Source organism: Leucobacter sp. HNU, assembly GCF_047946755.1.
Classification (GTDB): Bacteria; Actinomycetota; Actinomycetes; order Actinomycetales; family Microbacteriaceae; genus Leucobacter.
Genome location: NZ_CP178837.1, coordinates 841,345 through 867,798, shown reverse-complemented (window position 1 = coordinate 867,798; position 26,454 = coordinate 841,345). Strand labels below are relative to the sequence as shown.

Annotated in this window: 24 protein-coding genes and 2 pseudogenes; 4 read left to right on the top strand and 22 right to left on the bottom strand. The window is 71.2% G+C overall.

Annotation, left to right across the window (positions count from 1 at the left end; all coding sequences use genetic code 11):
• Genes AB3K78_RS04210 through AB3K78_RS04200 form a run of 3 tightly spaced genes read right to left on the bottom strand, consistent with a single transcriptional unit; the run spans position 1 to position 2,562 of the window.
• Positions 1-1,332, bottom strand: coding sequence for a cryptochrome/photolyase family protein (locus AB3K78_RS04210; RefSeq protein WP_416446440.1), 1,332 nt, complete (start codon positions 1,330-1,332; stop codon positions 1-3).
• 4 nt (positions 1,333-1,336) lie between these two features.
• Complete coding sequence (locus tag AB3K78_RS04205) at positions 1,337-1,612, bottom strand: excalibur calcium-binding domain-containing protein (RefSeq protein ID WP_416446438.1); 276 nt, start codon at positions 1,610-1,612, stop codon at positions 1,337-1,339.
• On the bottom strand, positions 1,609-2,562 hold the full coding sequence (locus tag AB3K78_RS04200) for an EamA family transporter (protein WP_416446436.1): 954 nt from the start codon (positions 2,560-2,562) through the stop codon (positions 1,609-1,611). The genes AB3K78_RS04205 and AB3K78_RS04200 overlap by 4 nt, the downstream gene beginning before the upstream one ends.
• Before the next feature lie 105 nt (positions 2,563-2,667).
• On the opposite strand from AB3K78_RS04200, the gene AB3K78_RS04195 reads away from it, so the two are divergent.
• Positions 2,668-3,318, top strand: coding sequence for a LysE family translocator (locus AB3K78_RS04195; RefSeq protein ID WP_416446434.1), 651 nt, complete (start codon positions 2,668-2,670; stop codon positions 3,316-3,318).
• Between the two features lie 30 nt (positions 3,319-3,348).
• On the opposite strand, the gene AB3K78_RS04190 is transcribed toward AB3K78_RS04195, so the two are convergent.
• The 8 genes and pseudogenes from AB3K78_RS04190 to rplS all read right to left on the bottom strand — a co-directional run bounded on the left by AB3K78_RS04190 (position 3,349) and on the right by rplS (position 10,603).
• Positions 3,349-6,366, bottom strand: coding sequence for an aminotransferase (locus AB3K78_RS04190; protein WP_416446432.1), 3,018 nt, complete (start codon positions 6,364-6,366; stop codon positions 3,349-3,351).
• Entirely contained in the window at positions 6,366-6,971 is a 606-nt protein-coding gene (locus AB3K78_RS04185) for a non-canonical purine NTP pyrophosphatase (protein ID WP_416446430.1), read from the bottom strand. Before AB3K78_RS04185 ends, AB3K78_RS04190 begins: the two co-directional genes overlap by 1 nt.
• A pseudogene (gene rph, locus AB3K78_RS04180) lies at positions 6,968-7,737 on the bottom strand (ribonuclease PH). The gene AB3K78_RS04185 and the pseudogene rph overlap by 4 nt, the downstream one beginning before the upstream one ends.
• Positions 7,738-7,862: 125 nt before the next feature.
• Positions 7,863-8,696 carry a glutamate racemase gene (gene murI, locus AB3K78_RS04175; protein WP_416446428.1) on the bottom strand — a complete coding sequence of 278 codons (834 nt, stop codon included), beginning with the start codon at positions 8,694-8,696 and terminating at the stop codon, positions 7,863-7,865.
• A 40-nt stretch (positions 8,697-8,736) separates the two neighbouring features.
• The gene (locus tag AB3K78_RS04170; RefSeq protein ID WP_416446426.1) at positions 8,737-9,378 is read right to left on the bottom strand and encodes a ribonuclease HII; all 642 of its coding nucleotides are present in this window, start codon (positions 9,376-9,378) and stop codon (positions 8,737-8,739) included.
• A gap of 3 nt (positions 9,379-9,381) precedes the next feature.
• Positions 9,382-9,849, bottom strand: coding sequence for a signal peptidase I (gene lepB / locus AB3K78_RS04165; RefSeq protein WP_416446424.1), 468 nt, complete (start codon positions 9,847-9,849; stop codon positions 9,382-9,384).
• The gene (gene lepB / locus AB3K78_RS04160; RefSeq protein WP_416446422.1) at positions 9,753-10,118 is read right to left on the bottom strand and encodes a signal peptidase I; all 366 of its coding nucleotides are present in this window, start codon (positions 10,116-10,118) and stop codon (positions 9,753-9,755) included. The genes lepB (AB3K78_RS04165) and lepB (AB3K78_RS04160) overlap by 97 nt, the downstream gene beginning before the upstream one ends.
• A 137-nt stretch (positions 10,119-10,255) precedes the next feature.
• On the bottom strand, positions 10,256-10,603 hold the full coding sequence (gene rplS, locus AB3K78_RS04155) for a 50S ribosomal protein L19 (RefSeq protein WP_046454561.1): 348 nt from the start codon (positions 10,601-10,603) through the stop codon (positions 10,256-10,258).
• Positions 10,604-10,868: 265 nt separating this feature from the next.
• Here rplS and AB3K78_RS04150 point away from each other — a divergent pair, with 265 nt between their 5' ends.
• Positions 10,869-12,989 carry a RecQ family ATP-dependent DNA helicase gene (locus AB3K78_RS04150; RefSeq protein ID WP_416446420.1) on the top strand — a complete coding sequence of 707 codons (2,121 nt, stop codon included), beginning with the start codon at positions 10,869-10,871 and terminating at the stop codon, positions 12,987-12,989.
• A 6-nt stretch (positions 12,990-12,995) separates the two neighbouring features.
• Here the strand turns inward: AB3K78_RS04150 and trmD are convergent, their stop codons facing one another.
• The 11 genes and pseudogenes from trmD to AB3K78_RS04095 all read right to left on the bottom strand — a co-directional run bounded on the left by trmD (position 12,996) and on the right by AB3K78_RS04095 (position 23,709).
• Positions 12,996-13,709, bottom strand: a complete 714-nt coding sequence (gene trmD / locus AB3K78_RS04145) for a tRNA (guanosine(37)-N1)-methyltransferase TrmD (protein WP_416446418.1) — start codon at positions 13,707-13,709, stop codon at positions 12,996-12,998.
• Positions 13,706-14,380: a ribosome maturation factor RimM gene (gene rimM / locus AB3K78_RS04140; RefSeq protein WP_416446416.1), complete on the bottom strand. Its 675-nt coding sequence runs from the start codon at positions 14,378-14,380 to the stop codon at positions 13,706-13,708. Before rimM ends, trmD begins: the two co-directional genes overlap by 4 nt.
• Positions 14,377-14,673, bottom strand: coding sequence for an RNA-binding protein (locus AB3K78_RS04135; RefSeq protein ID WP_416446414.1), 297 nt, complete (start codon positions 14,671-14,673; stop codon positions 14,377-14,379). Before AB3K78_RS04135 ends, rimM begins: the two co-directional genes overlap by 4 nt.
• A gap of 2 nt (positions 14,674-14,675) precedes the next feature.
• Complete coding sequence (rpsP, locus tag AB3K78_RS04130) at positions 14,676-15,107, bottom strand: 30S ribosomal protein S16 (protein ID WP_046454537.1); 432 nt, start codon at positions 15,105-15,107, stop codon at positions 14,676-14,678.
• 182 nt (positions 15,108-15,289) lie between these two features.
• Entirely contained in the window at positions 15,290-16,783 is a 1,494-nt protein-coding gene (locus tag AB3K78_RS04125; protein WP_416446412.1) for an aminopeptidase P family protein, read from the bottom strand.
• Positions 16,780-18,081 (bottom strand): alpha/beta fold hydrolase, encoded by a 1,302-nt coding sequence (locus AB3K78_RS04120; RefSeq protein ID WP_416447301.1) that lies wholly within the window; start codon positions 18,079-18,081, stop codon positions 16,780-16,782. Before AB3K78_RS04120 ends, AB3K78_RS04125 begins: the two co-directional genes overlap by 4 nt.
• Positions 18,082-18,112: 31 nt before the next feature.
• On the bottom strand, positions 18,113-19,018 hold the full coding sequence (locus tag AB3K78_RS04115) for an ABC transporter permease (RefSeq protein ID WP_416446410.1): 906 nt from the start codon (positions 19,016-19,018) through the stop codon (positions 18,113-18,115).
• A gap of 91 nt (positions 19,019-19,109) precedes the next feature.
• Positions 19,110-20,009: pseudogene (locus tag AB3K78_RS04110) on the bottom strand (ABC transporter permease); the annotation flags it as partial.
• 26 nt (positions 20,010-20,035) lie between these two features.
• Positions 20,036-21,616 carry a dipeptide ABC transporter ATP-binding protein gene (locus AB3K78_RS04105; RefSeq protein WP_416446408.1) on the bottom strand — a complete coding sequence of 527 codons (1,581 nt, stop codon included), beginning with the start codon at positions 21,614-21,616 and terminating at the stop codon, positions 20,036-20,038.
• Positions 21,613-21,885 carry an ATP-binding cassette domain-containing protein gene (locus AB3K78_RS04100; protein WP_416446406.1) on the bottom strand — a complete coding sequence of 91 codons (273 nt, stop codon included), beginning with the start codon at positions 21,883-21,885 and terminating at the stop codon, positions 21,613-21,615. The genes AB3K78_RS04105 and AB3K78_RS04100 overlap by 4 nt, the downstream gene beginning before the upstream one ends.
• A gap of 66 nt (positions 21,886-21,951) precedes the next feature.
• Positions 21,952-23,709, bottom strand: coding sequence for an ABC transporter substrate-binding protein (locus AB3K78_RS04095; protein WP_416446404.1), 1,758 nt, complete (start codon positions 23,707-23,709; stop codon positions 21,952-21,954).
• A gap of 245 nt (positions 23,710-23,954) precedes the next feature.
• On the opposite strand from AB3K78_RS04095, the gene AB3K78_RS04090 reads away from it, so the two are divergent.
• Together AB3K78_RS04090 and AB3K78_RS04085 are read left to right on the top strand one after the other, a co-directional pair.
• Positions 23,955-25,085, top strand: coding sequence for a glutamate--cysteine ligase (locus AB3K78_RS04090; protein ID WP_416447300.1), 1,131 nt, complete (start codon positions 23,955-23,957; stop codon positions 25,083-25,085).
• Positions 25,082-26,449: a hypothetical protein gene (locus AB3K78_RS04085; RefSeq protein WP_416446402.1), complete on the top strand. Its 1,368-nt coding sequence runs from the start codon at positions 25,082-25,084 to the stop codon at positions 26,447-26,449. Before AB3K78_RS04090 ends, AB3K78_RS04085 begins: the two co-directional genes overlap by 4 nt.
• Positions 26,450-26,454 lie beyond the last annotated feature (5 nt).

The following is a 26,454-nucleotide window of genomic DNA, read 5'->3' as shown; positions in this document are numbered from 1 at the left end:
TCACTTGATCGCGTCGTAGGCGGCGAGGGCCCGGATCCGGCTCTCGCGCAGGTCGACGATCCCGGGGACGAGCAGGCTGTCGGACGCCCAGCGTTCGACGTAGCGGCCGTCGGGATCGAAGCGGCGCTGCTGGGTCTCGGGGTTGAAGATGCGGAAATAGGGTGCGGCATCGACCCCGCAGCCCGCGACCCACTGCCAGTTGAACGGGTTGCTCGCGGCGTCGGCGTCGACGAGCGTGTCCCAGAACCAGCGCTCTCCCTCGCGCCAGTCGATCAGCAGGTTCTTCGTCAAGAACGACGCGGCGACCATGCGTACCCGGTTGTGCATGAACCCGGTCGCCCAGAGCTCGCGCATGCCCGCGTCGACGAGGCCGAAGCCGGTGCGCCCGCGTACCCAGTCGCGGAGCTCGCCGCCGTGGACGTCGGCAGAGCGCCACGGGAAGGCGTCGAATCGCGGGTCGATGCCGCGCTCGTGCAGCGCGCCGCGATGGAAGGCCGTGTGCCAGGCGAACTCGCGCCAGCCGAGCTCCGAGAGGAACGTGCCGACGTCGACGCCCGCGGCGATGCTGCGATGCCAGACCTGCCGCGGACTGATCTCGCCCCAGCGCAGGTGCGGCGAGAGTTCGGAGGTCGCGGGCTCCGCCGGGAAGTCGCGACCCGCGGCGTATTCGCTCGCACGCTCGTCGAGGAACCGCTCGAGCTGCTCCGCAGCGGCGCGTTCGCCGGGCTCCCAGCGAGCGGCGAGACCGTCCGCCCAATCGGGGTGCGTGGGGCGGAGCCCCCAGTCGTCGAGCACCTCGCTCGCGGGCTGCGCCTTCGCCGCGCTCCAGCGCGTGGGCGGGTCCAGGGGCACCGCCGGTTCGGGCGCCGCGACGCACGCGCGCCAGAAGGGCGAGTAGACGCGGTACGGCTGCCCCGCTTCGGTCAGGATCGTGCCGGGTTCGTGCAGCACCCCGCCGACGAACGAGTGCGCTTCGACCCCCGAGGCGCGCAGGGAGGCCTTCAGCTCGGCGTCCGCATGCCGCTCGTCGCCATACCGTCGGTTCCACAGGACACGGTCGATACCGCTCTCGGCGATGATCCTGGGGATCGCCTCGGCGGCCGCGCCGCGGCGCAGGACGAGCGGGACGCCGCGAGCGGCGAGTTCCGTCTGCAGCGCCGCGAGCGACCCGTGCAGCCACCAGCGAGCTGCGCCGCCGAGCGGCCGCGCACCGGAGCTCTCCTCGTCGAGCAGGTACAGCAGGACCATGCCGTCCGGGTCCTCCGCAGCCGCCGCGAGCGCCGGATGGTCGGCGATCCGGAGGTCGTCGCGGAACCAGACGAGCGTGGCCACGGCGCTAGCGCTTCTCGCAGGCGACGCCGTCCGCGTCGCCGTCGAGGTGCCGGTTGGCCGTGTAGAGCGCCGTGTCGACCCGGAAGGTGGTGACGGGTCGGGTCTTGCCGCGCACCCGATCCTTCGCGCCCTTCTTCGCCACCCCGTGCGCGTAGGCCTTGTTCAGGGCGGTGCAGTTCTTGTAGCGCGCCGGGGCCGCTTCCGCGGCGGTCGCCGTAAGCGGCAGGAGTGAGAATGCGAGCGCGCCGGCGGCGAGGCCGGTCAGGAGGCGATGCTTCATGCGTCAACCATATCCGGGTCCGGCTTGCGGACGCGCACGACTTCTCCGAGCTTGACGCCGACGACCCCGAGCACGATCAGCGCCGCGCCGAGCCACTGCGCGGGCGACGGGATCACCGCCAGCAGCACGATGGTCCAGAAGATCCCGAAGAGCGCTTCCGAGTAGCCGGTGAAGCTCGCGACCGTCGCGCCGAGTCGGCGGGAGGCCGCGACCCCGAGGATGTAGGAGAGTACCGTCGAGATGAGCACCATGCCGCCGACGGCGACCCACGGAGGCAGATCGACGCCGCCGATCACCGCCGGTGCGGCGGTGACCGCGAACGGCAGCAGACCGGCCGCGCTGACGATGATGAGTACGACGGCACCGACCCCGAGGCCCAGGCCGACGAAGGGCAGCGGCGGGATCCCGTGATCCGCGGACGCGCCGGTCGCGTAGTAGGCGGCGTTGCCCACCGCGGCGATCAGCGCGAACAGGATCCCCAGCGGGTTCAGCGAGCCCCCGGTGACGACGCCCGAGATCGCGACGAGCCCGAGGACGGCGATGCCCGCGCCGGCGAGCGTGATCCAGCTCGGTGCGACCCGCGTCCGCACCCAGCTCCAGAGCATGAGCACCACCGGGCCGAGGAACTCGATGAGCAGCGCGAGGCTCGGCGGGATGAACTGCACGGCCAGGAAGAACGCGAGCTGGCACCCGGCCACCGCGAGCAGCCCGAAGAGCAGGAGCGGGCGCCAGGCGGCGCGCACCAGGCTCCACCGGCCGCGGAGCACCAGCAGGGTCGGCACCGCGAGCACGAGCGCGGCCAGCGTGATCCGAGCGGTCACCGCGGCGCCCGCCGACCAACCGGCGGACAGCAGCGCGCTCGCGAAGATGCCCGAGAGCGCGAAGCTCGCCGCCGACGCGATCGCGAGCAGGAATCCCGCAGCGGGAAGGCTCCGCCCCGTACCAGTCACCGCCGCCTCCCCATCGCATCATCGCGCCGGTCGTGCGGCGTCGCCTCCCCCGAGCCTATCGTCGGGGCGGCGCGGGGCGCGATTCCCGGCTGGCAGGATGGAAGGATGCCCGTAAGCGCCCTGACCGCAGCCGACTGGCTCACCCTCGCAGCGGCGTGGATCGCTGCGATCGTGATGCCCGGCCCCGATCTGTTCCTCCTCCTGCGCCTCGGCATCCGCGACCGCGCATCCGCACTCCGGGCTGCACTGGGGGTCATGCTGGGCAATCTCGCCTGGATCCTCGTCTCCGTGCTCGGACTCTCGGCGCTGCTCCGAGCGATCCCGGGAGCGCTCCCCGCGCTGCAGCTGGCCGGTTCAGCGGTGCTGATCTGGATCGGCGTCCAGAGCATCCGGGCCGGCTTCGGCGACCTCCGGGATCCTGCCGCAGCGCAGGCGGTCCGTGCTCCGAGCGCCCGCGCGTTCCGGCTGGGCCTCGTCACGAATCTCTCGAATCCGAAGGCGCTGCTGTTCTTCACCGCGCTGTTCTCGCAGATGCTGCCGCCCGGTGCGAGCTGGTGGGATCGCGGTGCGATCGTCGCGCTGCTGGTGCTGATCGGACTCCTGTGGTTCTGCGGCTTCGCCCTCGCCGCCTCGGCGCGGCGCTTCCAGGGCTGGTTCCGGCGCGCATCGCCGTGGATCGACATGATCGCGGGCGCCGTGTTCGTGCTCGTCGCGCTCGCGATCGTCGCGGAAACGGTGCCCGGGCTGCTGCACTGACGCGCTGCGCTGACGCAGCAGCCCGGTCGGCTACCAGCCCTCGGTGAGGACCCGGTCGAGCGCGGCCACGACGAAGTCGGCGCTCTCGGCGGTGAGGCACAGCGGGGGCTTCACCTTGAGCACGTTCGAACGCTCCGAAGTGGTGAGGACGATCACGCCCAGCTCGCGCAGGCGCTCGCAGATCGCGGCAGCTTCGGCCGTCGCCGGCTCCAGCGTCTCGCGGTCGCGCACGAGCTCGACGCCCAGGTAGAGACCCGCTCCGTGCACGGGACCGATCAGGGCGTGCCGCTCCGCCAGCGCTTCGAAGCCTCGGCGGAGCCGCTCGCCCACCACGGCAGCGTTCTGCTGCAGGCCTTCGTCGCGCATCGCATCGAGCACCGCGAGACCGACCCTGCACGACAGCGGGTTGCCGCCGGCGGACGAGAAGAACTGCCCCTGCGAGGCCAGCGCGTCGGCCACCCGCTGCGAGGTGATGACCCCGCCGATCGGGAACCCGTTGCCCATCGGCTTCGCGATGGTCACGATGTCGGGCACGACGCCCGACTGCTCGAAGCCCCAGAACGTCGATCCCATGCGGCCGAAGCCCACCTGCACCTCGTCGGCGATGCAGAGACCGCCGGCGGCGCGCACGCGCGCGTACGCGTCAGCGAGGTAGCCCTCGGGCAGCCGGACGCCGCCGGCGTTGCCCAGCACCGACTCGCAGATGAACCCGGCGGCGTCGCGACCCTCGGCCGCGAGCGCGGCGAGGTCGGCGCCGAGGTCCGCCGCGTACTTCGGCCCGGTCCCCGGCCCCCGGTACGTACCGCGGTACTCATTGGGCACATCGGCGACGTGGACCCAGTCGGGGCGCGACTCGAGCGCGTACGGGTTGTCGTACGCCGAGGTCGTCACGGCATCGGACGCCATGGTCCAGCCGTGGTAGGCCTCGCGCAGCGACACGATGGTGCGCCGGCCGGTCGCGGCCTGAGCGAGTCGCAGCGCCAGGTCGACCGCCTCGGAACCGCTGTTGACGAGCAGCACGGTGTCGAGGCCGGTGCCCGGCGGCAGCAGGTCGAGCAGCCGCTCGCTGTACTCGGCGAGCTCCCGGTAGAGGAACCGCGAGTTGGTGTTGAGGATCCGGATCTGGCGGTTCACCGCATCGGCGACGCCGGGGTGCCCGTGCCCGAGACCCGTCACGTTGTTCACCATGTCGACGTAGGCGCGGCCCGTGGTGTCGACGAGGTGGTGCCTCCAGCCCCGCTCGATCTGCATCGGCCGATCGTAGTAGCGCTCCTGCGCGCTCGCGAAGATCCGCGATCGCCGCTCCTGCTCGTCGCCGGACTCGTCGCGCTGACCCCGCTCGGGCAGGGCGAGGAGCCCGGCGGGATCGGGCGCCAGACGCCGCCACGCGGGCACGCGCTCCGGAGCGACGAGCTGCGCCGAGGCGAAGTGGTCCTCGGTCAGCGGCAGCGCATCGGGCCGGCGCAGGCCGACGGTCACCGCACGAGGGGCTTCGGACCCGGCGGCGGATGCCGCGACCGCGCCGATCGCTCCGCCCAGTGCCACGGATTCGCCGCCGACCACGGACGGCACGATGCCGCTGATGCCGAGCAACCAGCCGTCCGAGAGCGCGAGGAGCAGCGCGTCGGGACCGACCGCGAGCACGGTTCCCGCGGCCGGCGCGGTCGCGCGCAGCGCGTCGCCCGCCGCGAGCCGGATCTCGGTGTTGGCCGGCCAGGTCTTCGCCGCGTCGGTCGCGTCGATCGCCGTGCGCGTGAGCCGGTAGACGCCGTGCGGCAGCACGGCGGCCGCGGCACCCCCGTCCAGGGCGGACGCGGCGAGCGATACCTCGGCATCCGCCGCGAGCCAGGCGCCGGCTTCGAGGGCCTCCGACTCGACCCCGGGGTCGAGCATCGCGACCTCGCCGACGAGGTCGGGCAGCAGCGAACGCAGCGGAAGGGTGCCCGCCGCAGCTGGCGCGGGCGTCGCCAGCAGCCGCAGCTCCGTGCCGTGCGGGGCTCCCATCAGGCCCACTTCGGCGAGCACGAGCTCGGTCGCCTCGACCAGCGGGATCAGGGTCGCGGCGTCGAAGATCGCCTGCTCGCCCGCGACGCGCTCCCGCGCGTAGGCGTTGTCGCCGTCGATCTCGAGCTGGCGCCATCCGCTCGCGACGAGCAGCGCCGCACGCAGTACGACGAGCGGCCAGACCGCCCGCGCCTCGGCCGCCGACAGCTCGGCGCCGCGATGGAACGCCGCGACGGTGCCGAGCACGCGCTCGGGCCGGTCCGGCTCGTGGTGGAGCATCGAAGACGCCGTGACCGCCAGTTCGGCGACCCGCCACCCGAGCGAGAGGTCCCCCAGATCCAGCACGGTGCCGGGATGCACCCGGGCATCGTCGCCCCGGATCCCCATCACGTTGTCGTCGGTCAGGTCTCCGTGGATCGCCTGCACCGGCAGCGCGTCCGCGACCGCCGCGAGGGCCTCGTGCGCCGCCTGCGCCGCCTGGATCACCCGTTCGCGGAGCACGGGATCGGTGATCGCCGGAGCGAGGCGAACCGTCTCGTCGTAGGCCACCCGCATGTCCCACATGTGCGGACGGTCGAGACCCGGGTGCGCGAGCGATTCGAGCGCCCGCACCGATGCCGCGGCGAGCGCGCCGAATTCCTCGAGCACCACGGGGGCGAGGTAGCCGGCGTCGACGAGCGGGACCCCGTCCACGAACTCGCTGCGCCGCACCGCATAGCCGCCCCAGGTCTGCGTGAGCGCGCCGTCGAGGCCGGCGAGGACCGCCGGAACGCGGACCCCTGCCCGACGGTAGGCGTCGAGCGCGGCGTGCTGGGCGTCGCGAGCCTCCTGAGCGAAGACCGGGTTGTCGATCCGCAGCACGCTGCGGGACCCGTCGGGGTGGGTGAGCAGGTAGTTGCGGTCCTGATTGCTGCCGAGCTCGACGGCAGCGGCGTCGATGCCGTAGAGCTCGCTCGAGATCCGCGCCGCGTCGTCCGCGCTGACCGCGGGACGCACCAGCCCGCCGGCCTCATCGCCGACGGGAGCCGTGGGGTCCAGCGCCATCACTCGGCTCCCGTCACTCGGCTGAGGATCTCGGGCACGAGCGCCGAGAACGCGCGGGTGCGATGGGACGCCGCGTCCTTCTCGGCGGGTGTGAGCTCCGCTGCCGACCGGGTCTCGCCCTCGGGCCGGAACACCGGGTCGTACCCGAAGCCGCCCGCGCCCGCGGGGGCGCGCAGCACGCTGCCCGGCCAATTGCCGATCCGCACGGTCTCCTCGCCCGATGGCAGCGCGAGCGCGGCGGCGCAGACGAACGCCGCGGCACGGTGCTCGTCCGCCAGGTCGCTGAGCTGCCAGAGCAGCAGGTCGACGTTCGCCGCGTCGCTGCGGGCAGGACCGCCCCAGCGCGCCGAGAAGATCCCGGGGCAGCCGCCGAGCACCTCGACCGAGATCCCCGAGTCGTCGGCGATGGCGGGAAGGCCGGTGTGCGCGGCCGCCGCGCGTGCCTTGATGAGGGCGTTCTCGGCGAAGGTGACGCCGCTCTCGACGGGCTCGGGCCCGTCGTAGCCGATCAGTTCGATCCCCGGGATCAGCGGCTCCATGAGCCGCCTCAGTTCCTGGAGCTTGTGCGCGTTGTGGCTCGCCAGAACGACCTGCGCGGGGCTCATGCGCGTCGCCCGATCAGCTCGTCGACCCCGTCGACGTCCGCGAGCGCCGCGCGCTGGATCGCACTCAGCTCGGTGGTCGAGACGAGGGCGAGATCGAGCAGCGCATCGAGCTCGGCGCGCTTGAACGGGACTCCTCGGCAGTGCCTTGGACTTCGACGAAGTCTCCGGCCCCCGTGACCACCACGTTCATGTCGGTCTCGGCCCGCGAGTCCTCGACGTAGGCGAGGTCGCTGAGCGGCACCCCGCCCACGATCCCGACGGAGATCGCGGCGACGCTGTCGGTGAGCGGCTTCGCCTTGCGGGCGATGTGGCCCTGAGCGCGGCCCCAGGCGAGCGCCTCGGCGAGGGCGACGTACGCGCCCGTGATCGAGGCGGTGCGCGTGCCACCGTCGGCCTGCAGCACGTCGCAGTCGATCACGAGGGTGTTCTCGCCGAGCGCCTTCGTGTCGACCACGGCACGGAGGCTCCGGCCGATGAGTCGCGAGATCTCGTGGGTGCGGCCGCCGATCTTCCCCTTGACCGACTCGCGCTGCATGCGCTCGTTGGTGGAGCGCGGCAGCATCGCGTACTCCGCCGTGACCCAGCCGGTGCCCTGGCCCATGAGCCAGCGGGGCACGCCGGGTGTGAACGATGCCGTGCACAGGACGCGGGTGTCGCCGAAGGAGATGAGCGCGCTGCCCTCCGCCTGGGCGCTCCAGCCGCGCTCGATGGATACGGGGCGCGTCTGCGCCGGGGTGCGGCCGTCGAACCTGATGGTGTCCGTCATGATGCTCCTTCGGGTGAGGAATCCGGGGTGCTCCCGGAACTCTGCTGGGTGGGGCCGGCGGACCGTGCGGTCGGAGCCGGAGCGGGATCGGGTGGGACGCGCTCGGGGCGCGGCGGGGCTGCGCGCTAGGGCAGGCGGATCGCGCCCGTCGGCATGCGGTCGACGGCGTCGATGCCGATCCCGATCATGCGACGCGCGAGCTCGACGAAGGCGGCGGTGTCGGCGCCGGTGGCCTCGTAGCGGACGAGCGGCTCGCCCGCGTCCTCGGAACGGAGCAGGCCGTGGTCGGTCAGCGTCCGGTAGACCTCCGCCGCGGTCTCGACGTCGCTCGAGACGAGGGCGACGTCGGGCCCGACGACCTGCCGGATCGCGCCGCGGAGGAACGGATAGTGCGTGCAGCCGAGCACGAGCGTGTCGATCTCGCGTTCGAGCAGCGGAGCGAGGTAGCGCTCCGCCACCTCGAGCACCTCGGGCCCGCTCGTGCGTCCGGCTTCGACGAGGGGGACGAACTCGGGGCAGGCCTGCCCCGTCAGTTCGATATCGGGGCGCATGCTGAACAGATCGTCGTACACGCGGGACTGGATGGTGCCCTGGGTGCCGATGAGGCCGACGCGGCCGTTGCGGGTGATCGACACGGCGCTGCGCACCGTCGGGCCGATCACTTCGACCACGGGCACCTCATAGCGCTCGTGGGCATCGCGCAGCATCGCCGCGCTCGCGGTGTTGCAGGCGATCACGAGCATCTTCACGCCCTGCGCCACGAGGTCGTCGAGGATCTCCAGGGAGAATCTGCGCACCTCGGCGATGGGGCGCGGGCCGTACGGCGTGTTCGCCGTATCCCCCACGTAGATCATCGACTCGTTCGGCAGCTGGTCGCGGATCGCCCGCGCGACGGTGAGCCCGCCGACGCCCGAGTCGAACACGCCGATGGGAGCGTCGTTCTGCAGCACGGAAGTCACGGATCCAGCCTACCGCGCGGGGTCCGGCGGGCGCTGGGGCTCAGCGCTTGATCCAGCTCGTGCGGTGAAGCTCGGTGAGCCCGTGGGCGGCGATGCCGTCGTAGTGCGCCTGTGCCCCGTAGCCCTTGTTGGAGGCCCAGGCGTAGTGCGGATGCGCCCCGTGCGCCTCGAGCATCAACGCGTCCCGCGCGACCTTCGCCCGCACCGATGCGGCCGAGACCGACGCGCAGTCGCGGTCGGCGCCCACCCGGGTCCTGACGTCCAGCGGCGCGCGCAGCGCCGGCGTCAGCCAGTCGTGCGAGCCGTCGAGCAGGATCACCGCGCCCGTGACGTCGATGCCGCTCTCGTGCAGCGCGAGCAGCGCCCGCCGGGCGGCGGCACCGAGCATCGCGGTGATGCCGTGCTCGTCGATCTCGAGCGCGGTCGAGAACCCGACGGCACCGGGGCCGAAGCCATCGATCCCGGCGGCGATCGCCTCGCGCTTCTTCTGGCTGATCAGCTTGGAGTCCCGGAGCCCCTCGGGGAAGCTCTCGGTGCCGGCGCGCACAGCGTGCACGCCGACCGCGACCGGCCCGGCGATCGCACCGCGGCCGACCTCGTCGATGCCGATCACGAGCTGCGCGCCCGCATCGAACCACTCGCGCTCGAGCTCGAGGGTCGGATCCTTCGAGACCCCGGCCACGGGCTACTGCTGCTGCTTCTGGCGCTCGGTCTCGGCGACGACACCGGCGAAGGTGTCGGGGTAGTCTCCGAGCCAGGTGAATCGGTTCAGCGGCCAGTTCAGCACGAACGCGCGACCGACGACCTCGCTCTCCTTGACGAAGCCCTTGCCCGGATCCTCCTGGTGGTAGCGCGAGTCCCGGCTGCCGTAGCGGTTGTCGCCCATGACCCAGATGGATCCCTCGGGCACCGTGACGTCGAAGTCCATGCCGGAGGCGCGGGTGTTGCCGCCGCTCAGGAACACGTAGGGCTCCTTGATCGGCACCCCGTTGATCGTCACGAGCCCGTTGGCATCGCAGCACTTCACGCGGTCCCCGCCGACGCCGATGACCCGCTTCACCAGATACTGGTTGCTCGTGTCGGCCGCGAGGCCGACGGTCTGCAGCACCTGTTCGAAGGGGTCGGGTCCTTCGCCCCGGTCGGGGTGAGCCACCCGCCGGGATCCTTGAACACGACCACGTCGCCGCGCTTCAGCGGCACCACGTTGGGCACCAGCTGGTTGACGAGCACCCGGTCGTTGACCTCCAGCGTGTGCATCATCGATCCGGAGGGGATGTAGAAGCTGCGCACCAGGAAGGTCTTGAGCAGGAACGAGATGAGGAACGCGATCAGCAGGATGATCACGAGGTCCCGCAGGAAGCCGATGAGTCCGCCCCGCCGCTGCTTCGCGGGCGGTGCGTCGTGGGTGGCGGCTTCGCTCATGTCAGGCGGCTCCGGAGGTCGGGGTGGATCGGGATGCGTGCACGGTTCTGGCACAGACACTACAGGCTCCCATCCGTTGCCGGAGGGAGCCTGTGAGCGGGGCGTCGGGCGCGGCGCGCGCCCGACGGAGTCGCGGCTTAGAAGTCGCGCTTCTCCTTGACCTTGGCCTTCTTGCCGGTGAGGCCGCGCAGGTAGTAGAGCTTCGCACGACGGACGTCACCGCGGGTGACGACCTCGATCTTGTCGATCGCGGGCGAGTGCACGGGGAACTTGCGCTCCACGCCCACCTGGAAGCTGATCTTGCGGACGGTGAAGGTCTCGCGGACGCCCTCGCCGTGGCGGGAGATCACGATGCCCTGGAACACCTGGACACGCGAGCGGTTGCCCTCGACGATGTTGACGTGCACCTTGACGGTGTCGCCGGCGCGGAACTCGGGGATGTCGCTCCGGAGCGACGCGGCATCGACGTGATCGAGCTTCTGCATGATGGTCTCTCTCTGCGGCCGCCGCAAGTCGGGGCGCGGATTCTGAAGATTTGAAAAGATGGTGAGTGCTGCACGGTGTGTGCGGACCCTTGCGGCAGTACCGCACCGTGGCACGAGGATCTATTATGCCACAGATCCGAATGCCGTGTCGCCGATTGCGCTCCTCCGGCCCGTTGCCATTCCAGGACCCGCCCGGGTTCCCCGGTTCGAGCGCGCCTGCGCGCGATCCGCGGCCGATGTCGGCGGCGGCTGACATGATCGAGGCATGAGCCCCGAACCGCAGAGCATCACCGCAGCGTCCACGCACGACGAAGCCCTCGCGCTGCTCCGGCGGCTCACGGGCCGCGCCGACGCGGTCTTCCACGACGGCCAGTTCGAGGCGATCAGCGCGCTCGTCGACGAGCACCGGCGTGCGCTGGTCGTGCAGCGCACCGGCTGGGGCAAGTCCGCGGTCTACTTCGTCGCCACCGCGCTCCTCCGGGCCCGCGGCGCGGGCCCAACGCTGCTCGTCTCGCCGCTCCTCGCGCTCATGCGCGACCAGGTGTCCGCGGCCGAGCGCGCGGGGGTGCGGGCCGCGGCGATCAACTCGGCCACCGCCGACGAGTGGGGCGAGATCGAGGCGAAGCTCGCAGCGGACGAGCTCGACGTGCTGCTCGTCTCGCCCGAACGCCTCAACAACCCCAGGTTCCGCGAGCAGCAGCTGCCAGCGCTGCTCGCACGCATGGGGCTGCTCGTCATCGACGAGGCGCACTGCATCTCCGATTGGGGGCACGACTTCCGCCCCGACTACCGGCGCATCGCGGCGCTGCTCGCGGACCTCGACCGCAGCGTGCCCGTGCTCGCCACCACCGCCACCGCGAATGCCCGCGTGGTGGCCGACGTCGTCGAGCAGCTGGGCGACGACGTGCTCACGCTGCGCGGCTCCCTGGCCCGTGCATCGCTCCGCCTCGGCTGCCTGAACCTTCCGTCCTCGCGCGAACGCCTCGCCTGGCTCGTCGCGCACCTCGCGGAGCTGCCGGGCAGCGGCATCGTCTACGCGCTCACCGTCTCGGCCGCCGAAGACACCGCGCAGTTGCTGCGCGAGGCCGGCCACGCCGTCGCGGCCTATACCGGCCGCACCGATCCCGAGGAGCGCGAGCAGCTCGAAACCGCGCTCAAGCGCAACGAGGTCAAGGCGCTCGTCGCCACGAGCGCGCTCGGCATGGGCTTCGACAAACCCGACCTCGGCTTCGTCGTCCATCTCGGAGCCCCGTCCTCCCCCGTCGCGTACTACCAGCAGGTCGGGCGCGCGGGCCGCGCCACCGATCACGCGGACGTGCTGCTCCTGCCCGGCGCCGAGGACGCCGAGATCTGGCGCTACTTCGCCACGGCGTCCATGCCCGACCCGGAACGTGCGGCAGCGGTCATCGCTGCGCTCGGCGACGAGCCGCTGTCGACGCCCGCGCTCGAGGCCCGCGTCGACGTCCGCCGCACCCAGCTCGAGCTGCTGCTCAAGGTGCTCGACGTCGACGGCGCCGTTCGCCGGGTGTCGGGCGGCTGGGTCGCGACGGGCGCACCATGGCACTACGACGCCGAGCGTTACGCGCGCATCGCCGCTGCGCGCGAGAGCGAGCAACGGTCGATGCTCGAGTACGAACGGGGCGCGACCTGCCGCATGGAGCTGCTGCAGCGCGACCTCGATGATCCGAACGCCGCGGCCTGCGGCCGCTGCGATGTCTGCGCCGGAGCCTGGTATCCGAGCGACGTCCCGAGCGCCGCCGCCGAACAGGCTTCCGGACGGCTCGCACTCGTCGGCGTCCCGGTCGAGCCCCGCGGGCAATGGCCCACCGGCGCCGATCGCCGCGGGCTGCCCGTGCGCGGACGCATTGCTCTCGAGGAGCGCCCGGAGCCCGGTCGCACGATCGCCCGTCTGACCGACCTCGGGTGGGGCGGCGCCCTGCGCGAGGTCTTCGCCGCCGGTTCGTCCGACCGCCCCATCGACGAACGCCTCCTGAACGGCGCGCTCACCGCGCTGCGCGACTGGCCGTGGCAGGAGCGCCCCGTCGGCGTCGTCGCGATGCCGTCGCTCGGGCGGCCGCAGCTGGTATCGAGCACCGCAGCGGCGATCGCCGAACGCGGCCGCCTGCCGTTCCTGGGGTCGCTCGACGTCGATCCCTCGATCCCCGTGACCGGCCCCGGCGGCAACAGCGCCTTCCGCCTGGCCTCGGTTTGGAACCGGTTCGGCGTCTCGCCCGCGCTCGCGCAGACGGTGGCACAGGCGCCCGGGCCGCTGCTCCTCGTCGACGACCTCATCGACAGCCGCTGGACCATCACGGTCGGCGCTCGACTGCTCCGCGGGGCGGGAGCCCCCGCAGTGCTGCCGTTCGCGCTCGCCTCGGTCGGCTAGGAACCGCTACGCCTTGCGCAGCTCCTCTGGCAGCAGCTCGGGGCGCACGCGGCGAGTCCGTTCGATGCGCTGCTCGCGGCGCCACCGCTCGACGGCGGCGTGGTTGCCGCTCAGCAGCACGGGCGGCACCTCGCGCCCGCGCCATTCGGCGGGCTTCGTGTAACTCGGGTACTCGAGCAGGCCGTCCTCTTCGTGGGACTCCTCGACCAGGCTCTCGGGGTTTCCGACCACACCGGGCAGCAGGCGTCCGATCGCCTCGATCATCGCGATCGTCGCGACCTCACCGCCGTTCAGCACGTAGTCGCCGATGCTCACGAGGCGCACGCGCCCGCGCTCGGCGTACTCGTCGAACACCCGCTGGTCGATGCCCTCGTAGCGGCCGCAGCCGAACACCAGGTGGCGCTCCTCCGCGAGTTCCCGGGCCATGCGCTGCGTGAACACGTCGCCGGCAGGCGACGGGAAGATGATGAGCGGTTCGGCGTCGGCGTCGTCGTCCGCCAGGATCCCGTCGAGCATCTCGCCCCACGGCTCCGGCTTCATCACCATGCCGGCCCCGCCGCCCGCGGGGGTGTCGTCGACGGTGCGGTGCTTGTCGTGCGCGGCCTCGCGCAGGTCGTGCACGCGCAGATCGATGAGCCCGCGGCTCTTGGCCTTACCGAGCAGCGAGAGCTCGAGCGCATCGAAGTAGCCGGGGAAGATCGAGACGACGTCGATCCTCATGCGGTCGGCCCCGACTCCCCCTCGGCGGGCGACGCATCGGCGTTCGCGGAACCGCCCGAAGCGGGTCCACCGGCCTCGATCGCCGCGCTCTCGTCGAAGAGCCCGGGCGGCGGGGTCACGATGACGACGCCGGCCTCGGGATCGACGCTCGGAACGATCGCCTCGACGAACGGCACGAGCACGGTGCCGCTGGGGGTATGCACCGACAGGAGATCCTGGGCCGGAAAATGCTGCACCTCGGCGACGGTGCCGAGCTCGACGGTGCCGAGCTCGGGGTCCTCGCGACGCACCGAGAGGCCGACGAGCTGGTGGTCGTACCAGGCGTTCTCTTCGGCACCGGCGGCGACGGCGTCCTCGTCGATCCAGAGGATCGCACGCACGCTGCTCTCGACCGCGGTCCGGTCCGGGAGCTCTTCGAAGAAGGCGACGGGCGTTTCGTTGAACCAGCGGAGCTCGCGCAGCGTGAGCGTGCGGCCGAACCACTGCGAGTCCTCGGGGACCTGCAGCTGGAACACGGCGCCCGGCACGAAGCGCAGCTCGGGATTATCGGTGTAGAGCTCGATCTTGACGCCGCCCTTGAGCCCGTGGGGCTTGGTGAGCCGACCAACGCGGAGGCTCCCCGCACCCTGTGCGGGTCGGGGAGCCTTCGCGCGGCCTGATGCTGCGCTCACGCGCGAGCCTCGGCGTTCGGGGCGTCCGACGTGTCGGATCCGCCCTCGGCATCGGTGTCGACCACGTCGACGCGAACCCGATGGCCGTCGGCCAGCGAGCCGATCACGGTGCGCAGCGACTGCGCCGTGCGACCACCGCGTCCGATGACGCGGCCCAGGTCGCGCGGGTTCACGCGCACCTCGAGCAGCTCACCCCGCGGAGTCTCGCGCGCATCGACGCGCACCTGCTCGGGGTGATCGACGATCCCCTTGACCAGGTGTTCGAGTGCTTCGGCGAGCGCGGGGGCAGCCACTCTTAGGCCTCTGCCGTCTCAGCCGCGGCCTCGTCGGCAGCGGGAGCCTCGTCGGCGGCCTCGGCTGCGGGAGCAGCGGGCTTCTCGGCCTTGGGACGCAGGACCGGCTTCTTGGCCGAGTCGGCCTCGAAAGCAACCTTGGCCTCGGGAGCGAGGATCTTCGACTCGGTCTCGCCCTCGCCGGTGAACTTGCCCCAGTCGCCGCTCAGCTTGAGGATGGCTGCGACCTGCTCGGTCGGCTGCGCGCCGACGCTCAGCCAGTACTGCGCACGATCCGAGTTGACCTCGATGAACGAGGGGTGCTCGGTCGGGTGGTACTTGCCGATCTCCTCGATGACGCGACCGTCGCGCTTGGTGCGCGAATCGGCGACGACGATGCGGTAGTAGGGGGCCCGGATCTTGCCGAGACGCTTCAGGCGGATCTTGACTGCCATGATGCTCCTTCAGTGATGAGTTCGGGCGCTCGGCCCGATGACGAAAAACGCCGCGACTCGACCGGCGAGGCCGGCGCGGCGCGAAGCTGACGCGCGGATCGCGCGAACCCGTCAATCCTGCCACGAACCGACAGGAAACGCAATTTTTGTCAGGATCAGGGATTTTTCGAGCCCTCGACGGATCAGGCCGTCTCCGCCATCCAGCGCTCGATCCCCGCGGCGTCGATCGGCAGCCCGTCGCTGAGCACCTCGGTGCCGGTCTCGGTGACGATCAGATCGTCCTCGAGACGGACGCCGATGCCCCGCAGCTCAGGCGGGATCGTCTCGTCCCAGGCGTGGAAGTACAGGCCGGGCTCGACCGTGAGCGACATTCCGGGTTCGATCGTCCCGCCCAAGTAGGCCTCGTAGCTCGAGGCATCGCAGTCGTGCACGTCGAGTCCGAGGTGGTGCCCCACCCCGCACACGATGAACCGGCGGTGCTGCTGCCCCGACTCCGAGAGCGCCTCGTCGACCGACACCGGGAGCACGCCCCAGTCTGAGAGCCCCTGCGCCAGCACCTCCATCGACGCCGCGTGGAAGTCCGCCCAGGGCTTGCCCGGCTGCACCGCGGCGAGCCCCGCCCGGTGCGAGCGCTCGACGAGGTCGTGCACCTGCCGCTGCACGTCGCTGAACCGCCCGCTCGCCGGCACGGTGCGGGTCACGTCGGCCGTGTAGCCGCTGCGATTCTCCACGCCCATGTCGAGCAGCAGCAGCGCCTCCGGATCGATCTCGCCGTCGGCGCGCACCCAGTGCAGGATCGGCGCGTGCGCACCGGATCCCACGATCGTCGCGTAGCCGGGTGCCTGCCCCACCGTGCGCGCGTGGCGGTCGAAGGTGCCCTGCAGCCAGCGCTCCCCGCCGCGCTCGATGGCACGCGGGATCTCTCGCCGCACCTCGACGAACCCGTCCATCGTGTTCACGACCGCGCTGCGCAGCTCGGCGATCTCCCACGCGTCCTTGATCCGGCGCAGCTCGGAGAGCACGCGCGCGAGCTCCGCCGAGCGCCGGCGCCCGTCGAGCTGCGCGCCGGCGCCGCGCGCGACCACGGCCGCGCCCGCGATCAGCGCGTCGTCGGCGACGTCCAGCTCGGCGATCGGTCGCACCCGGATCCCGAGCGCGGCCTCGAGCTCGGCGGCACCCGGCTGCGGGCCGACCCACAGTTCGCCGTGCGCCGCGTCGGCGTGGAACGCCGCGTCGCCGGGACGCGCGGGCGGCGTGATGTAGAGCGTCGCCTCGTGCCCGCCCGCGACGGGCCGCAGCACGAGCACGCCGTCCTCGACGGCGTAGCCGACGAGCCAGAGGAAGTCGCTGTCGGCGCGGAAGTCGAAGAACGTGTCGTTCATGCGCAGCTGCGCGCGCCCGGCGGTGACCACCAGTGTCCGCGCTGGCAGCGCCTCGGACAGTCGACGGCGGTGCGCCTCGGCGGCCGGAATCGCGCCGGATTCCACCCGCGGGGTGCGATCCGCGTCGCCCCACCCCGTCTGGATCCAATCGGTGAACCCGGGCGTGGTCGCGAGCAGCGGCATGCGGGGGTCGCGGCGCTGCGAGCGGGAGTTCGCCGTGCTCGACTCCCAATCGACGGCGCGGACCGCCGCCCCCAGGCCGTTCAATTCGATTCCGTGATCGTGCGCGCTCATCGCTTCCTCTCGCTGACCGTGCCGCCGAGCCGGTGCTCGAGGGCGGTGAACAGGCGCTCCGCGACTCCGTCGTGGTGCACGCCGTCGTGCTCGTACTCGTTGGTGACCCAGGCGTTCACGCCCGCGACGCGGGAGGCCGTGTCGAGCGACAGCCCCGAATCGACGTAGAGGTCGTCGAAGTACACGGCGGCCTCGACCGGGACCTCGTTCGCGGCGAGCCGCTCGGGGTCGTACATCTCGATCGGCCAGGCTCGCTCCGCCAGCAGCTCGACGCCGGCGCGGAACCCGCGCAGTGCGCGGATCTCGTCGAACATCCAGGGGAAGACCGTCTCGCCGGTGAACAGCAGCGGACGCGCGGACTCCGCGAACTCGGGGCGTCGATCGCGCTCGCGCTGGGCGGCCCAGGCCGAGGGGCCGGGGCCGTAGATGGACTCCTGCAGCGCCATGTAGAGCGGATCCGCCGTGAACGCGGATCCCACCCCGACGGCGTCGACGAAGGTGTCGCTCAGACGCGTCTCGGCCTCGTCCGCGAACGCCTCGTCGAGCACCCAGTGGACGCGGTCGTAGCCGGGCCCCATGCCGAAGCCCATGCCGAGGGTCTGGAAGCGGCGCACCGTGAGGCGGTCGCCGTCGGCCAGGCGCACGTCCTCCGCCTCGAGGAGGTCCGCGATGCGGGCGACCCGCTCCGTGAGGTGCGGGGTGCGCTCGCGGAAGATGCGGTTCTTCTCGACCATGCGCGGGAAGGTGCGCCGGTAGACCTCGTCGGGGTCCGGCTCCAGCGCGGCGAGGCCGCCGGTGACGGCGGAGCCGACGATCGCCTCGGGCGCGGTCGACAGATAGTGCATGGTGAGGAACCCGCCGTAGCTCTGCCCCAGGGTCCACCACTGGCGGCGGCCGTAGTGCCGCGCCCGGATCGCCTCGAAGTCCCGGACGATCGAGTCGGCGCGGTGCAGCGAGAGCCGCCGAGCGGCCTCCTCGGCCGGCAGTTCGGCGAACTCGCGACCCGAGAGCGGCGTCGACCGGCCGGTCCCCCGCTGGTCGGGGATCACGAGACGGAACCGCTTCAGCGCGGCGCCCACCCACGAAGAACGACCGAGCGGACGCGTGCCCTTGCCGCCGGGACCGCCCTGCAGGTGCACCATCAGCGGCAGATCGTCGTTGCGGCGCTCGGCCGCGACGAGTTCACGCGCGTAGACCCGGATCGTCTCGCCCTCCGGGTCGTCCCAGTCGAGCGGCACGGTGGTCCACACGTCCCGCGCGACGATATCGGTCCCGATCAGATACTCGCTGCTCACAATCCTGCCCTGCTTCCTCCGGCGTCGCGCCGGATCACTGATTCGCCGTCCGCACCCGAGAGTCGAGCAGCGCGTAGAGCGTGTCGACCACGAGGTTGGAGACCACCACGAACAGACCGCCGAGCAGCACGATCGCGATGACCACGGGACGATCCTGCATCGCCACGCTGGACACCGCCAGCGCACCGACTCCCTGCAGACCGAACACCTGCTCGATGACGATCACACCGCCGAGCAGCATACCGATGTCGATTCCGAGCTGGGTGACGAGGGGCGGCATGGCGCTGCGGAAGGCGTGGACGTAGGTCACCCGGCGCTCGGTCAGCCCCTTGGCCCGGGCCGTGCGCACGTAGTCCTGGCCCAGCACGTCGAGCATCTGTCCGCGGGTGAGTCGCGCGTAGACCGCGCTCGTGACGAGCGCGAGCGTCACCCACGGCAGCACCAGGTGCCAGGCCCACTGCAGCGGATTCTCGGCGAGGGGCACGTACCCCGACGGCGGGAACAGCGTGATGCCGAGCTTCGTGGGCAGGAAGTACAGCGTGTAGAGCGCCAGCATGCCGAGCACGAAGGTCGGGAAGCTGATGCCCACGATGGCGAAGCCCTGGCCGGCCCGGTCGCGCAGGCTGCCCGGGCGCTTCGCCGAGGCGATGCCGATCGGGACGCCGATGGCCAGCCAGACCACCACGGCCCCGAACACGAGCGACATGGTGATGGGGATCCGCGCGAGCACGAGGTCGGCGACCGGCAGGTTAGTCCGGTACGAGAACCCGAGGTCGCCCTGCAGCAGCTGCCCGACGAACCGGAGGTACTGCTCCGGCATGGGCCGGTCGAGGCCGAGGTTGGTGCGGATCTGCGCCATGAGCGCTTCGGTGGCCTTGTCGCCTGCGATGATGCGGGCCGGGTCCGAGGGCGTGACGTAGAACAGCACGAAGACGAACACGCTGAGCAGGAACAGCACCAGGACGCCGAAGCCGATCCTGGAGGCGAGGAAGCGGATCACGACTTCCTCCCTTCGACGAGGACGGGTCGAGCGCGTCGCGCAGCCCGTCCCCGAGCAGGTTGAACGCGAGTGTGAGAGCGAGCAGCGCCAGGCCCGGCACGAGCACCATCCAGGGGGCCACCATGTACATCGAGCCGTTCGCGGCGTCTGCCAGCATGTTGCCCCAGCTCGGCGTGGGCGGAACGATTCCGAGTCCCAGGAAGGAGAGCGTCGCCTCGAACACGATCGCGGCGGGGATCATGAGGGTGGTGTAGACGATGATGGGCACGACCAGGTTCGGCAGCACGCCGGTGAACATGATCGACAGCCGCGACTCGCCGAGCGACCGTGCCGCTTCGATGAACTCCCGTTCCCGCACCGCGAGCACCTGCCCCCGGATGACCCGCGCGAGTCCGGTCCAGCTGAAGAACACGATCACCGCGATCGACAGCTGCAGACTCGGCCCGAGCACCGACACCGTGGCGATCGCGACGAGCAGGAACGGCACGCTCATGACGAGATCGATGAGCCGGCTGAGGATCGTGTCGGTGACCCCGCCGAAGAAGCCGGCGGTCATGCCGATGAGGATCCCGATCGCCGAGGCGATGAGCGATGCGACGACGCCGACGAGCAGCGACACCCGGGCGCCGTAGGCGAGGCGGACGAGCACGTCGCGCCCCAGCTGGTCGGTGCCGAGCAGGAATTCCCCGCCGGGGCCGACGGGGATGCCCGCTGCCGACAGCCCGGTCTCGCGGAACTGCTCGGTCGGCCCGTGGCCGGTCCACTGCGCGATCAGCGGTGCGGCGAGCGCGAATGCGATGAGCAGCAGGATGACTATCGCCGAGGCCACGCTCGCGGGATCGCGGACGAGTCGGGCAGCGGTGAGCTGCCAGGAGCTCCTGGCACGGATCGCGGCGGCGTTCCGCGCCGCCGCGGCCGGCGTGATGATCACCCGGGTCTCCTTCGAGAAGATGCCGCTCACGAGGCCGCCCTCCCCGCGGCGCGGAGCGCGCCGTCGAAGGTCGCGACCAGCTCTCGCTCGGAACGGATCCGAGGGATCTCGGGTGCCGCGGCGGACAGCAGCTTGCGCGTGAACGGCTGCTCCGGGCTCCGGGAGATCTCCTCCGCGTCGCCGAGTTCGATGATCCGGCCGCCCTCCATGACCGCGATCCGGTCGCAGACGTGACGGACCACGGCGAGGTCGTGCGAGATGAAGAGATAGGTGAGCCCGAGTTCGCGCTGCAGTTCGTCCAGCAGGTTCAGCACCTGGGCCTGGATCGAGACGTCGAGGGCCGACACCGGCTCGTCGAGGATCACCAGCTCCGGTCGGAGCGCGATCGCCCGAGCGATGCCGATGCGCTGCCGTTGCCCACCCGAGAACTGGGACGGGAAGCGGTTGTAGTGCTCGGGGTTCAGGCCGACCAGTTCCATCAGTTCCTGCACCCGACGCTGACGCTCCGCGCCGGAGGCCACTCGGTGGATCCGGAAGGGGTCTCCGATGATCGAACCGACCCGGCGCTTCGGGTTCAGGGATCCGAAGGGATCCTGGAACACGACTTGCACCCTGCGGCGCTGCGCCCGCCACTCCTCCGCGCTCAAGCGGGCGGTATCGGTGCCGTCGAATCGCACCGTTCCCGAAGTCTGACGGATGAGGCCGGCGATGGCCCGTGCGAGGGTCGTCTTGCCGCAGCCGCTCTCGCCGACGAGCCCCAGCGTCTCTCCGCGCCGGACCGCCAGCGAGATCCCGTCCAGCACCGTCTTCGGAGCGGCCCTGCGCTGCGGGAACGCGAGCGAGAGGTCGTCGACCTCGACGATGGTGTCGTCCTCGCGCGGCTGCAGCTCGGGGAGTCCGGGCTCGGGCGCTTCCGGTTCGGAGGGCGCGGTCTCCAGCCAGCAGAGCGCCTCGGTGCCGTCGTCGTAGCGGCGGACCGGTGGCCGGGAGCCGCAGATCTCGCTCGCGTCGGGGCAGCGGCTCTGGAACACGCAGCCGACGGGCGGCGCGAGCAGGCTCGGGGTGCGACCGGGGATCGGCACGAGCGGCGTTCCCGGGGCGCTGTTGAAGGAGGACGAGCGGAGCAGCCCCGCAGTGTACGGGTGCGCAGGACTGCCGAGGACGTTCCCGCTCTCGCCGATCTCCATGCGCCGGCCGCCGTACATGACCATGACCCGGTCGGCGACTCGGGCGAGCACCCCGAGGTCGTGGCTGATCATGAGCACCGTCGCGCCGAGGTCGGCGCGCATCTCGGCGAGGAGGTCGAGGATCTGCGCCTGCACGGTGGAGTCGAGCGCTGTGGTCGGCTCGTCCGCGATGATCATCGCGGGACCGAGGGAGAGGCTCATCGCGATCATGACGCGCTGCCGCATCCCGCCCGAGAACTGATGCGGATACGCGTCGAAGCGCGCGGCCGCGTCCGGGATCCTGACCTTCTCGAGCAGTTCGATCGCCCGCGCCTTCGCGGCTTCCTTGCTCACCCGCTCGTGCGCGCGGATCTGCTCCACGATCTGCCATCCGACGGTGTACTGCGGGTGCAGGCTCGACAGCGGATCCTGGAAGATCATGCTGATCTCCCTCCCCGCTTGCGGCGCAACCCGTCCGCGTCGAGCGCGAGCAGGTCGGTGCCCTGGAACCGGACGGTCCCCGAGGTCTTCGCCTGCGGGATCAGGCCCATCACCGACTGCACCAGCACGGACTTGCCCGAGCCGGATTCGCCGACGATGCCGAAGAACTCCCCTTCGCGCACGTCGAACGAGACGTCCTGCACCGCGTGCACGTCGCCGTCCTCGGTCGGAATGTCGACCACGAGGCCCGACACTTCCAGAATCGACATCAGTCGCTCCTCCTTACTCGGAGTCCGGGGGTCGGCGCCTGCGCCCCGACCCCCGTCACCGGATCGCTACTTCTTCAGCCAGACGTTCGTCCAGTCGCCGTTCTGGGCGAGCGCGTAGATCTCGAAGTTCTGCACGCGATCGGAGTGGTAGTTGGCCTTCTTGCGGGCGACGATGCTCACGATGGGCGAGTCCTTCATGACGGTCTCGTCGACCTGGTGCCAGATCTTTCCGGCCTCCTCTGGCGTGCTCGCGGCGAGTGCCTTCGCGGCGAGCGCGTTCGCCTCGTCGTTGTCGTAGTCGACGTAGTTGTACGACTGCGGAGTCCCGTTGAAGGTGAACTGGGGCTGGAACACGCTGCGAGCGGCGCCGCCGACCCAGTCGGGCGACCAGCCGACGAGGGCGACGTCCCACTTGCCGTCCTTCGCGTTGGAGGGGTTCGTCATGAAGTTCGCGTAGTAGTCGGTCGGCGGGACCGGGAAGAGCTCGACCGTGATCCCGGCCTTCTCGAGGCTCGCCTGCACCGTCTGCGCGATGTCCGGCTGCGCACCGAGGTTGCGGTAGGGCATCTTGAGCGTGAGCTTCGTAACACCGGCCTGCTTGAGCAGAGCCTTCGCCTTCTCGGGATCGGCCTTGCCGCTCTTGTCGCCGTAGGGCGCGAAGTTCTCGTAGCCGTTGATGCCGGGGCCGAAGATGCCGTTGGTCACGGTGGCGATGTCGGGTCCGCCCATCACCTGCACGACCGCGGGCTTGTCGATCGCGTACTGCAGCGCTTCGCGGACCTCGGGCTTCTGCAGGGCTCCCCCGTTGTTGCCGGTCTTCGTGTTGATCCACATGAACTGGTCGACGCCGCCGTTGGCCATCGTGGTCAGCTTCTGGTCGTTGGCGGTCTTCAGCTGCTGGATGTTCGCCGGGCTGGGTTGGATATCGAAGAGCAGGTCGGCCGACCCGGCCTGGAGCTGCTGCATGGCGGCGTCGTCCTCGAGGCCCATGGTCATCGTGATCTCGTCGACGTAGGCCTTGCGGAGCGGGTCGCTGTCGGCCTTCCAGGAGGGATTGCGCACGAGGTCCATCGACGCATCCGGTTTGTAGGCGGAGATCTTGTACGGCCCCGAGGAGATGAAGTTGTTCCGGTACTCGGGCGAGTCCGGGAGGTAGTCGAGCACCTCGACCGGCGCCGGGTTGGCGGTCGGGAGGCTGAGCATGGAGGTGAAGTCGGATGCGGGTTCGGTGAGCTTGAACACCACGGTCTGGTCGTCGGGCGTCTCGATGCCGCTGATCTGGTGCTTCTCGATGTAGTCCTTCATCGGTGCGACCTCGGGCGCGACCTTCGCGAACCCGGCGCAGAAGGTGTCCATTCCTTCGATCAGCCCGGTGAAGTAGCCGCCAAGCGCCGCGCTGATCTTGGGGTTGCAGATCCGCTTGATGCCGCGTGCGACGTCCTCGGCGACGATCGGGCGGGAACCGCCCGGCGCGTCCCAGGTCGCCCCGTCGCGGAGCTTGATCGTGTAGGTCTTGCCGCCGTCGCTCGCCTCGGGGACCTCGGTCGCGAGGTCGCCGGTCAGTTCGATCCGGGTCTTCTCGTCGTTCGACGACTTGTAGCTGAGGATGGAGCGGGAGACCGCGCGGATGACGCCGTTCACCGGGACGTAGGCCGTCAGCTGCGGATCGAGGTGGTCCACGTCCCCGTTCGCCAGTACCTTGAGCGTTCCGCCCTTTTGCCCTTCTGCGGCGGGTGCTCCGCCGCCGCCACCGCTGGAACAGCCGGCCAGGGCGAGCGCGGCGGCGGCCAGCGCGGCGGTCGAGATGATGAGTTTTCGAGCCATTGAGAGTCACCTTTGATTCATCGAGCTTCGTGCGACCGACCGACCGGCCGGCGCGTCGAACGGCCTCAATCTCGAATCCCGTTCGCGATTAGTAACATAGTACATGTCATCTTTCGCATGGCATTCGAGATGATCTCGAAAAGATCACGATCGCTCGCGCACGGGGGAATGAGCGGCACGGCTGCACGCACTAGGATTTTTGCTAGTCGCCGGGAGGAGCCCCAGATGACCATCGATTTCGCGCGATCCCCCGCTCGACGCTCGGCATCGAGTGGGAGCTCGCCCTCGTCGATCCCACGAGCCGCTCCCTCGCGAACGTCGCGCCGCCGATCCTCGCCGAGCTCGAACGCCGCTGGCCCCAGAGCCCCGGGGCCCCGCAGGCGACCAGCGAGCTGCTGCAGAACACCGTCGAACTCGTCTCGGCCCCGCACCGGCGCGTGCGCGAGGCGATCGGCGGGCTCCGCCTGCTCGCCGCGGACCTGCTCGACCAGGCGAAGGCCCACGGCGTGCGCGTGATCGGCACCGGGAGCCATCCCTTCTCGCGCTGGGAGGACCAGCTCATCACCCCCGGCGAACGCTACGGACGCTTCGTCGAGCGCACCCAGTGGTGGGGCCGCAACATGCTCATCTGGGGCGTGCACGTGCACGTCGGCATCGACCGGCGGGAGCGCGTGATCCCGACCCTGCACACGCTCCTCACCTATCAGCCGGTGTTCCAGGCGCTCTCGGCGTCGAGCCCCTTCTGGGCGGGCGAAGCGACCGGATACCGATCCAACCGCACCCTCATGTTCCAGCAACTGCCATCGGCCGGTCTGCCCGCGCACGTCGAGAGCTGGGAGGACTTCGAGCGGGTCATCGAGGACCTCACGCGGACCGGCGTCATCGCGGAGCCGACGGAAGCCCGCTGGGACGTGCGCCCGGCGCCCCGCTGGGGCACCATCGAGGTCCGATTCTGCGACGGCTCGTCGTCGCTCGAGACCCTCGGAGCACTCGCAGCACTCACCCAGTGCCTCGTCGAGGACTGCGCCAGGCGACTCGATCGCGGCGAGACGCTGCTGCTGCTGCCGCCCTGGTTCGCTCGGGAGAACAAGTGGCGCGCGGCGCGCTTCGGCCTGGATGCCGAGGTCATCTACGACGAGGCGGGCTCACAGGCCCGGCTGCGCGACCGCGTATCGGTGCTGGTCGATCGGCTCGCTCCGGTCGCCGCGGACCTCGGCTGCGTCGAGGAGCTCGAACAGGTCGCCCGGATCGCCGAGACCGGCACGAGTGCCGACCGTCAGCTCGAAACCTACTCGCGACTCGGCGGCACCCGCGACGCGCTCCGCGCCGTCGTCGATTCCGAGGCGGACGTGTTCGAGCGGAGCGTGCGCGGATGACCCGCTCCCGTCGCGCCGCGCAGCGGTCGACGCTCCGGCGCATCGCGACGCTCGCAGCCGCGACCGCACTGGGCCTGAGCACCCTCGGTCTGAGCGGCTGCGCGCCCATCGGCACCGAGGGCTCGGCCCCGAAGGCGGGTGCGATGGCCGACGACGAACCGCTGCCGCGCCTGGACGGCCAGCGCATCACCGTGCTCGCGGGCTGGACGAAGCGGGAGCGCGCGGCTTTCGCTCCGGTCATCGACCGGTTCGAGCAGCGCACCGGCGCGCGGGTGAAGCTGGTCGACGGGGGCGAGCGGATCACGGCGAAGGTGTACCACGCGGTCGACGCGTCGAACCTGCCCGACGTCGCCCTGATCCGGCAGCCCGGGCTGCTCCAGGAGCTCGTGGCGAATCGCGCGCTGGTGCCGATCGACGCCGAGACCCGTGATCTGGTCGCCCGGCACACCGCGCCACCGTGGCGCGCGCTCGCCACGGTGGACGGCACCGAGTACGGGGTCTGGTTCGCGGGCAGCACCTCCTCGCAGCTCTGGAGCCCCGATTCCGGGGACGCGACTCCCGCGACCGGCAACTGGTCCGCGTTCCTGCGCGGGCTCCGCGACCGGCCCGCATCCGACGGCCCCGCGATCTCGGTGGGCGCGAAGTCCGGCTGGCCCGTCGGCGACTGGTTCGAGAACCTGTATCTCGGCGGCGCGGGCACCGAGCAGTACGAGCGGCTGAGCCGGCACGAGATCCCCTGGACCGACCCGTCGGTCGCGCGGGCGCTCGAGGAGCTCGCCGAACTGCGCCGGACCCCGGGCGCGCTCCAGCCGGAGCCCGGCGATGAGTCGTTCGGGGACTCGCTCGATGCCGTGTTCGGCTCGTCGAGGCTCGCGGAACGCGTCCTCGCGGGCGGCTCGGCGGTGCCGGAGTCCGCCGCCGCGACGCCGTTCCCCTCCCCCGGGACCGATGCCGCACCCGCCGTCATCGGCGGCACGGCGGCCGTGCAGCTCAAGGCCTCGGCCGGCGGCGCCGCACTCATGCGCTTCCTGGCCGGCGTCGAAGCCGCTGACCTCTGGATCGCCCGCGGCGGGATCTCGCCCAACGGCGACGCCGATCTTTCGGGTGCCCCGAACGAGGCGGCGCGGGCGGCGAACGAACTGGTGCGTCCCGGACCGGGCGGGACGGGGATCGACGCGCGCCGCTTCGATCTCGCGGACCTCGCGCCGAGCGGATTCGGCGCGTACCCCGACAGCGGCGCCCAGCAGATCCTGCGCGAGTTCTTCGCGCACCCCTCTGACGTGCACCTGACGCAGCAGCGTCTCGAGCGCGCCGCGGAAGCGGCCTGGAGCACCGCGCCCGAACTCGCCCCCAGCGGTCGGTAGCAGGC

Excerpts from the sequence above, each read along its gene's own strand:
- AB3K78_RS04150 (WP_416446420.1), top strand. The coding sequence starts at position 10,869 with ATGAGCCCCGAACCGCAGAGCATCACCGCAGCGTCCACGCACGACGAA.
- trmD (WP_416446418.1), bottom strand. The coding sequence starts at position 13,709 with ATGAGGATCGACGTCGTCTCGATCTTCCCCGGCTACTTCGATGCGCTC.
- AB3K78_RS04190 (WP_416446432.1), bottom strand. The coding sequence starts at position 6,366 with ATGGCGCTGGACCCCACGGCTCCCGTCGGCGATGAGGCCGGCGGGCTG.
- rpsP (WP_046454537.1), bottom strand. The coding sequence starts at position 15,107 with ATGGCAGTCAAGATCCGCCTGAAGCGTCTCGGCAAGATCCGGGCCCCC.
- AB3K78_RS04085 (WP_416446402.1), top strand. The coding sequence starts at position 25,082 with ATGACCCGCTCCCGTCGCGCCGCGCAGCGGTCGACGCTCCGGCGCATC.
- AB3K78_RS04105 (WP_416446408.1), bottom strand. The coding sequence starts at position 21,616 with ATGATCTTCCAGGATCCGCTGTCGAGCCTGCACCCGCAGTACACCGTC.
- AB3K78_RS04100 (WP_416446406.1), bottom strand. The coding sequence starts at position 21,885 with ATGTCGATTCTGGAAGTGTCGGGCCTCGTGGTCGACATTCCGACCGAG.
- AB3K78_RS04205 (WP_416446438.1), bottom strand. The coding sequence starts at position 1,612 with ATGAAGCATCGCCTCCTGACCGGCCTCGCCGCCGGCGCGCTCGCATTC.
- rplS (WP_046454561.1), bottom strand. The coding sequence starts at position 10,603 with ATGCAGAAGCTCGATCACGTCGATGCCGCGTCGCTCCGGAGCGACATC.
- AB3K78_RS04185 (WP_416446430.1), bottom strand. The coding sequence starts at position 6,971 with ATGAGCCCCGCGCAGGTCGTTCTGGCGAGCCACAACGCGCACAAGCTC.
- AB3K78_RS04195 (WP_416446434.1), top strand. The coding sequence starts at position 2,668 with ATGCCCGTAAGCGCCCTGACCGCAGCCGACTGGCTCACCCTCGCAGCG.
- AB3K78_RS04095 (WP_416446404.1), bottom strand. The coding sequence starts at position 23,709 with ATGGCTCGAAAACTCATCATCTCGACCGCCGCGCTGGCCGCCGCCGCG.
- lepB (WP_416446422.1), bottom strand. The coding sequence starts at position 10,118 with ATGAGCGAAGCCGCCACCCACGACGCACCGCCCGCGAAGCAGCGGCGG.
- AB3K78_RS04125 (WP_416446412.1), bottom strand. The coding sequence starts at position 16,783 with ATGAGCGCGCACGATCACGGAATCGAATTGAACGGCCTGGGGGCGGCG.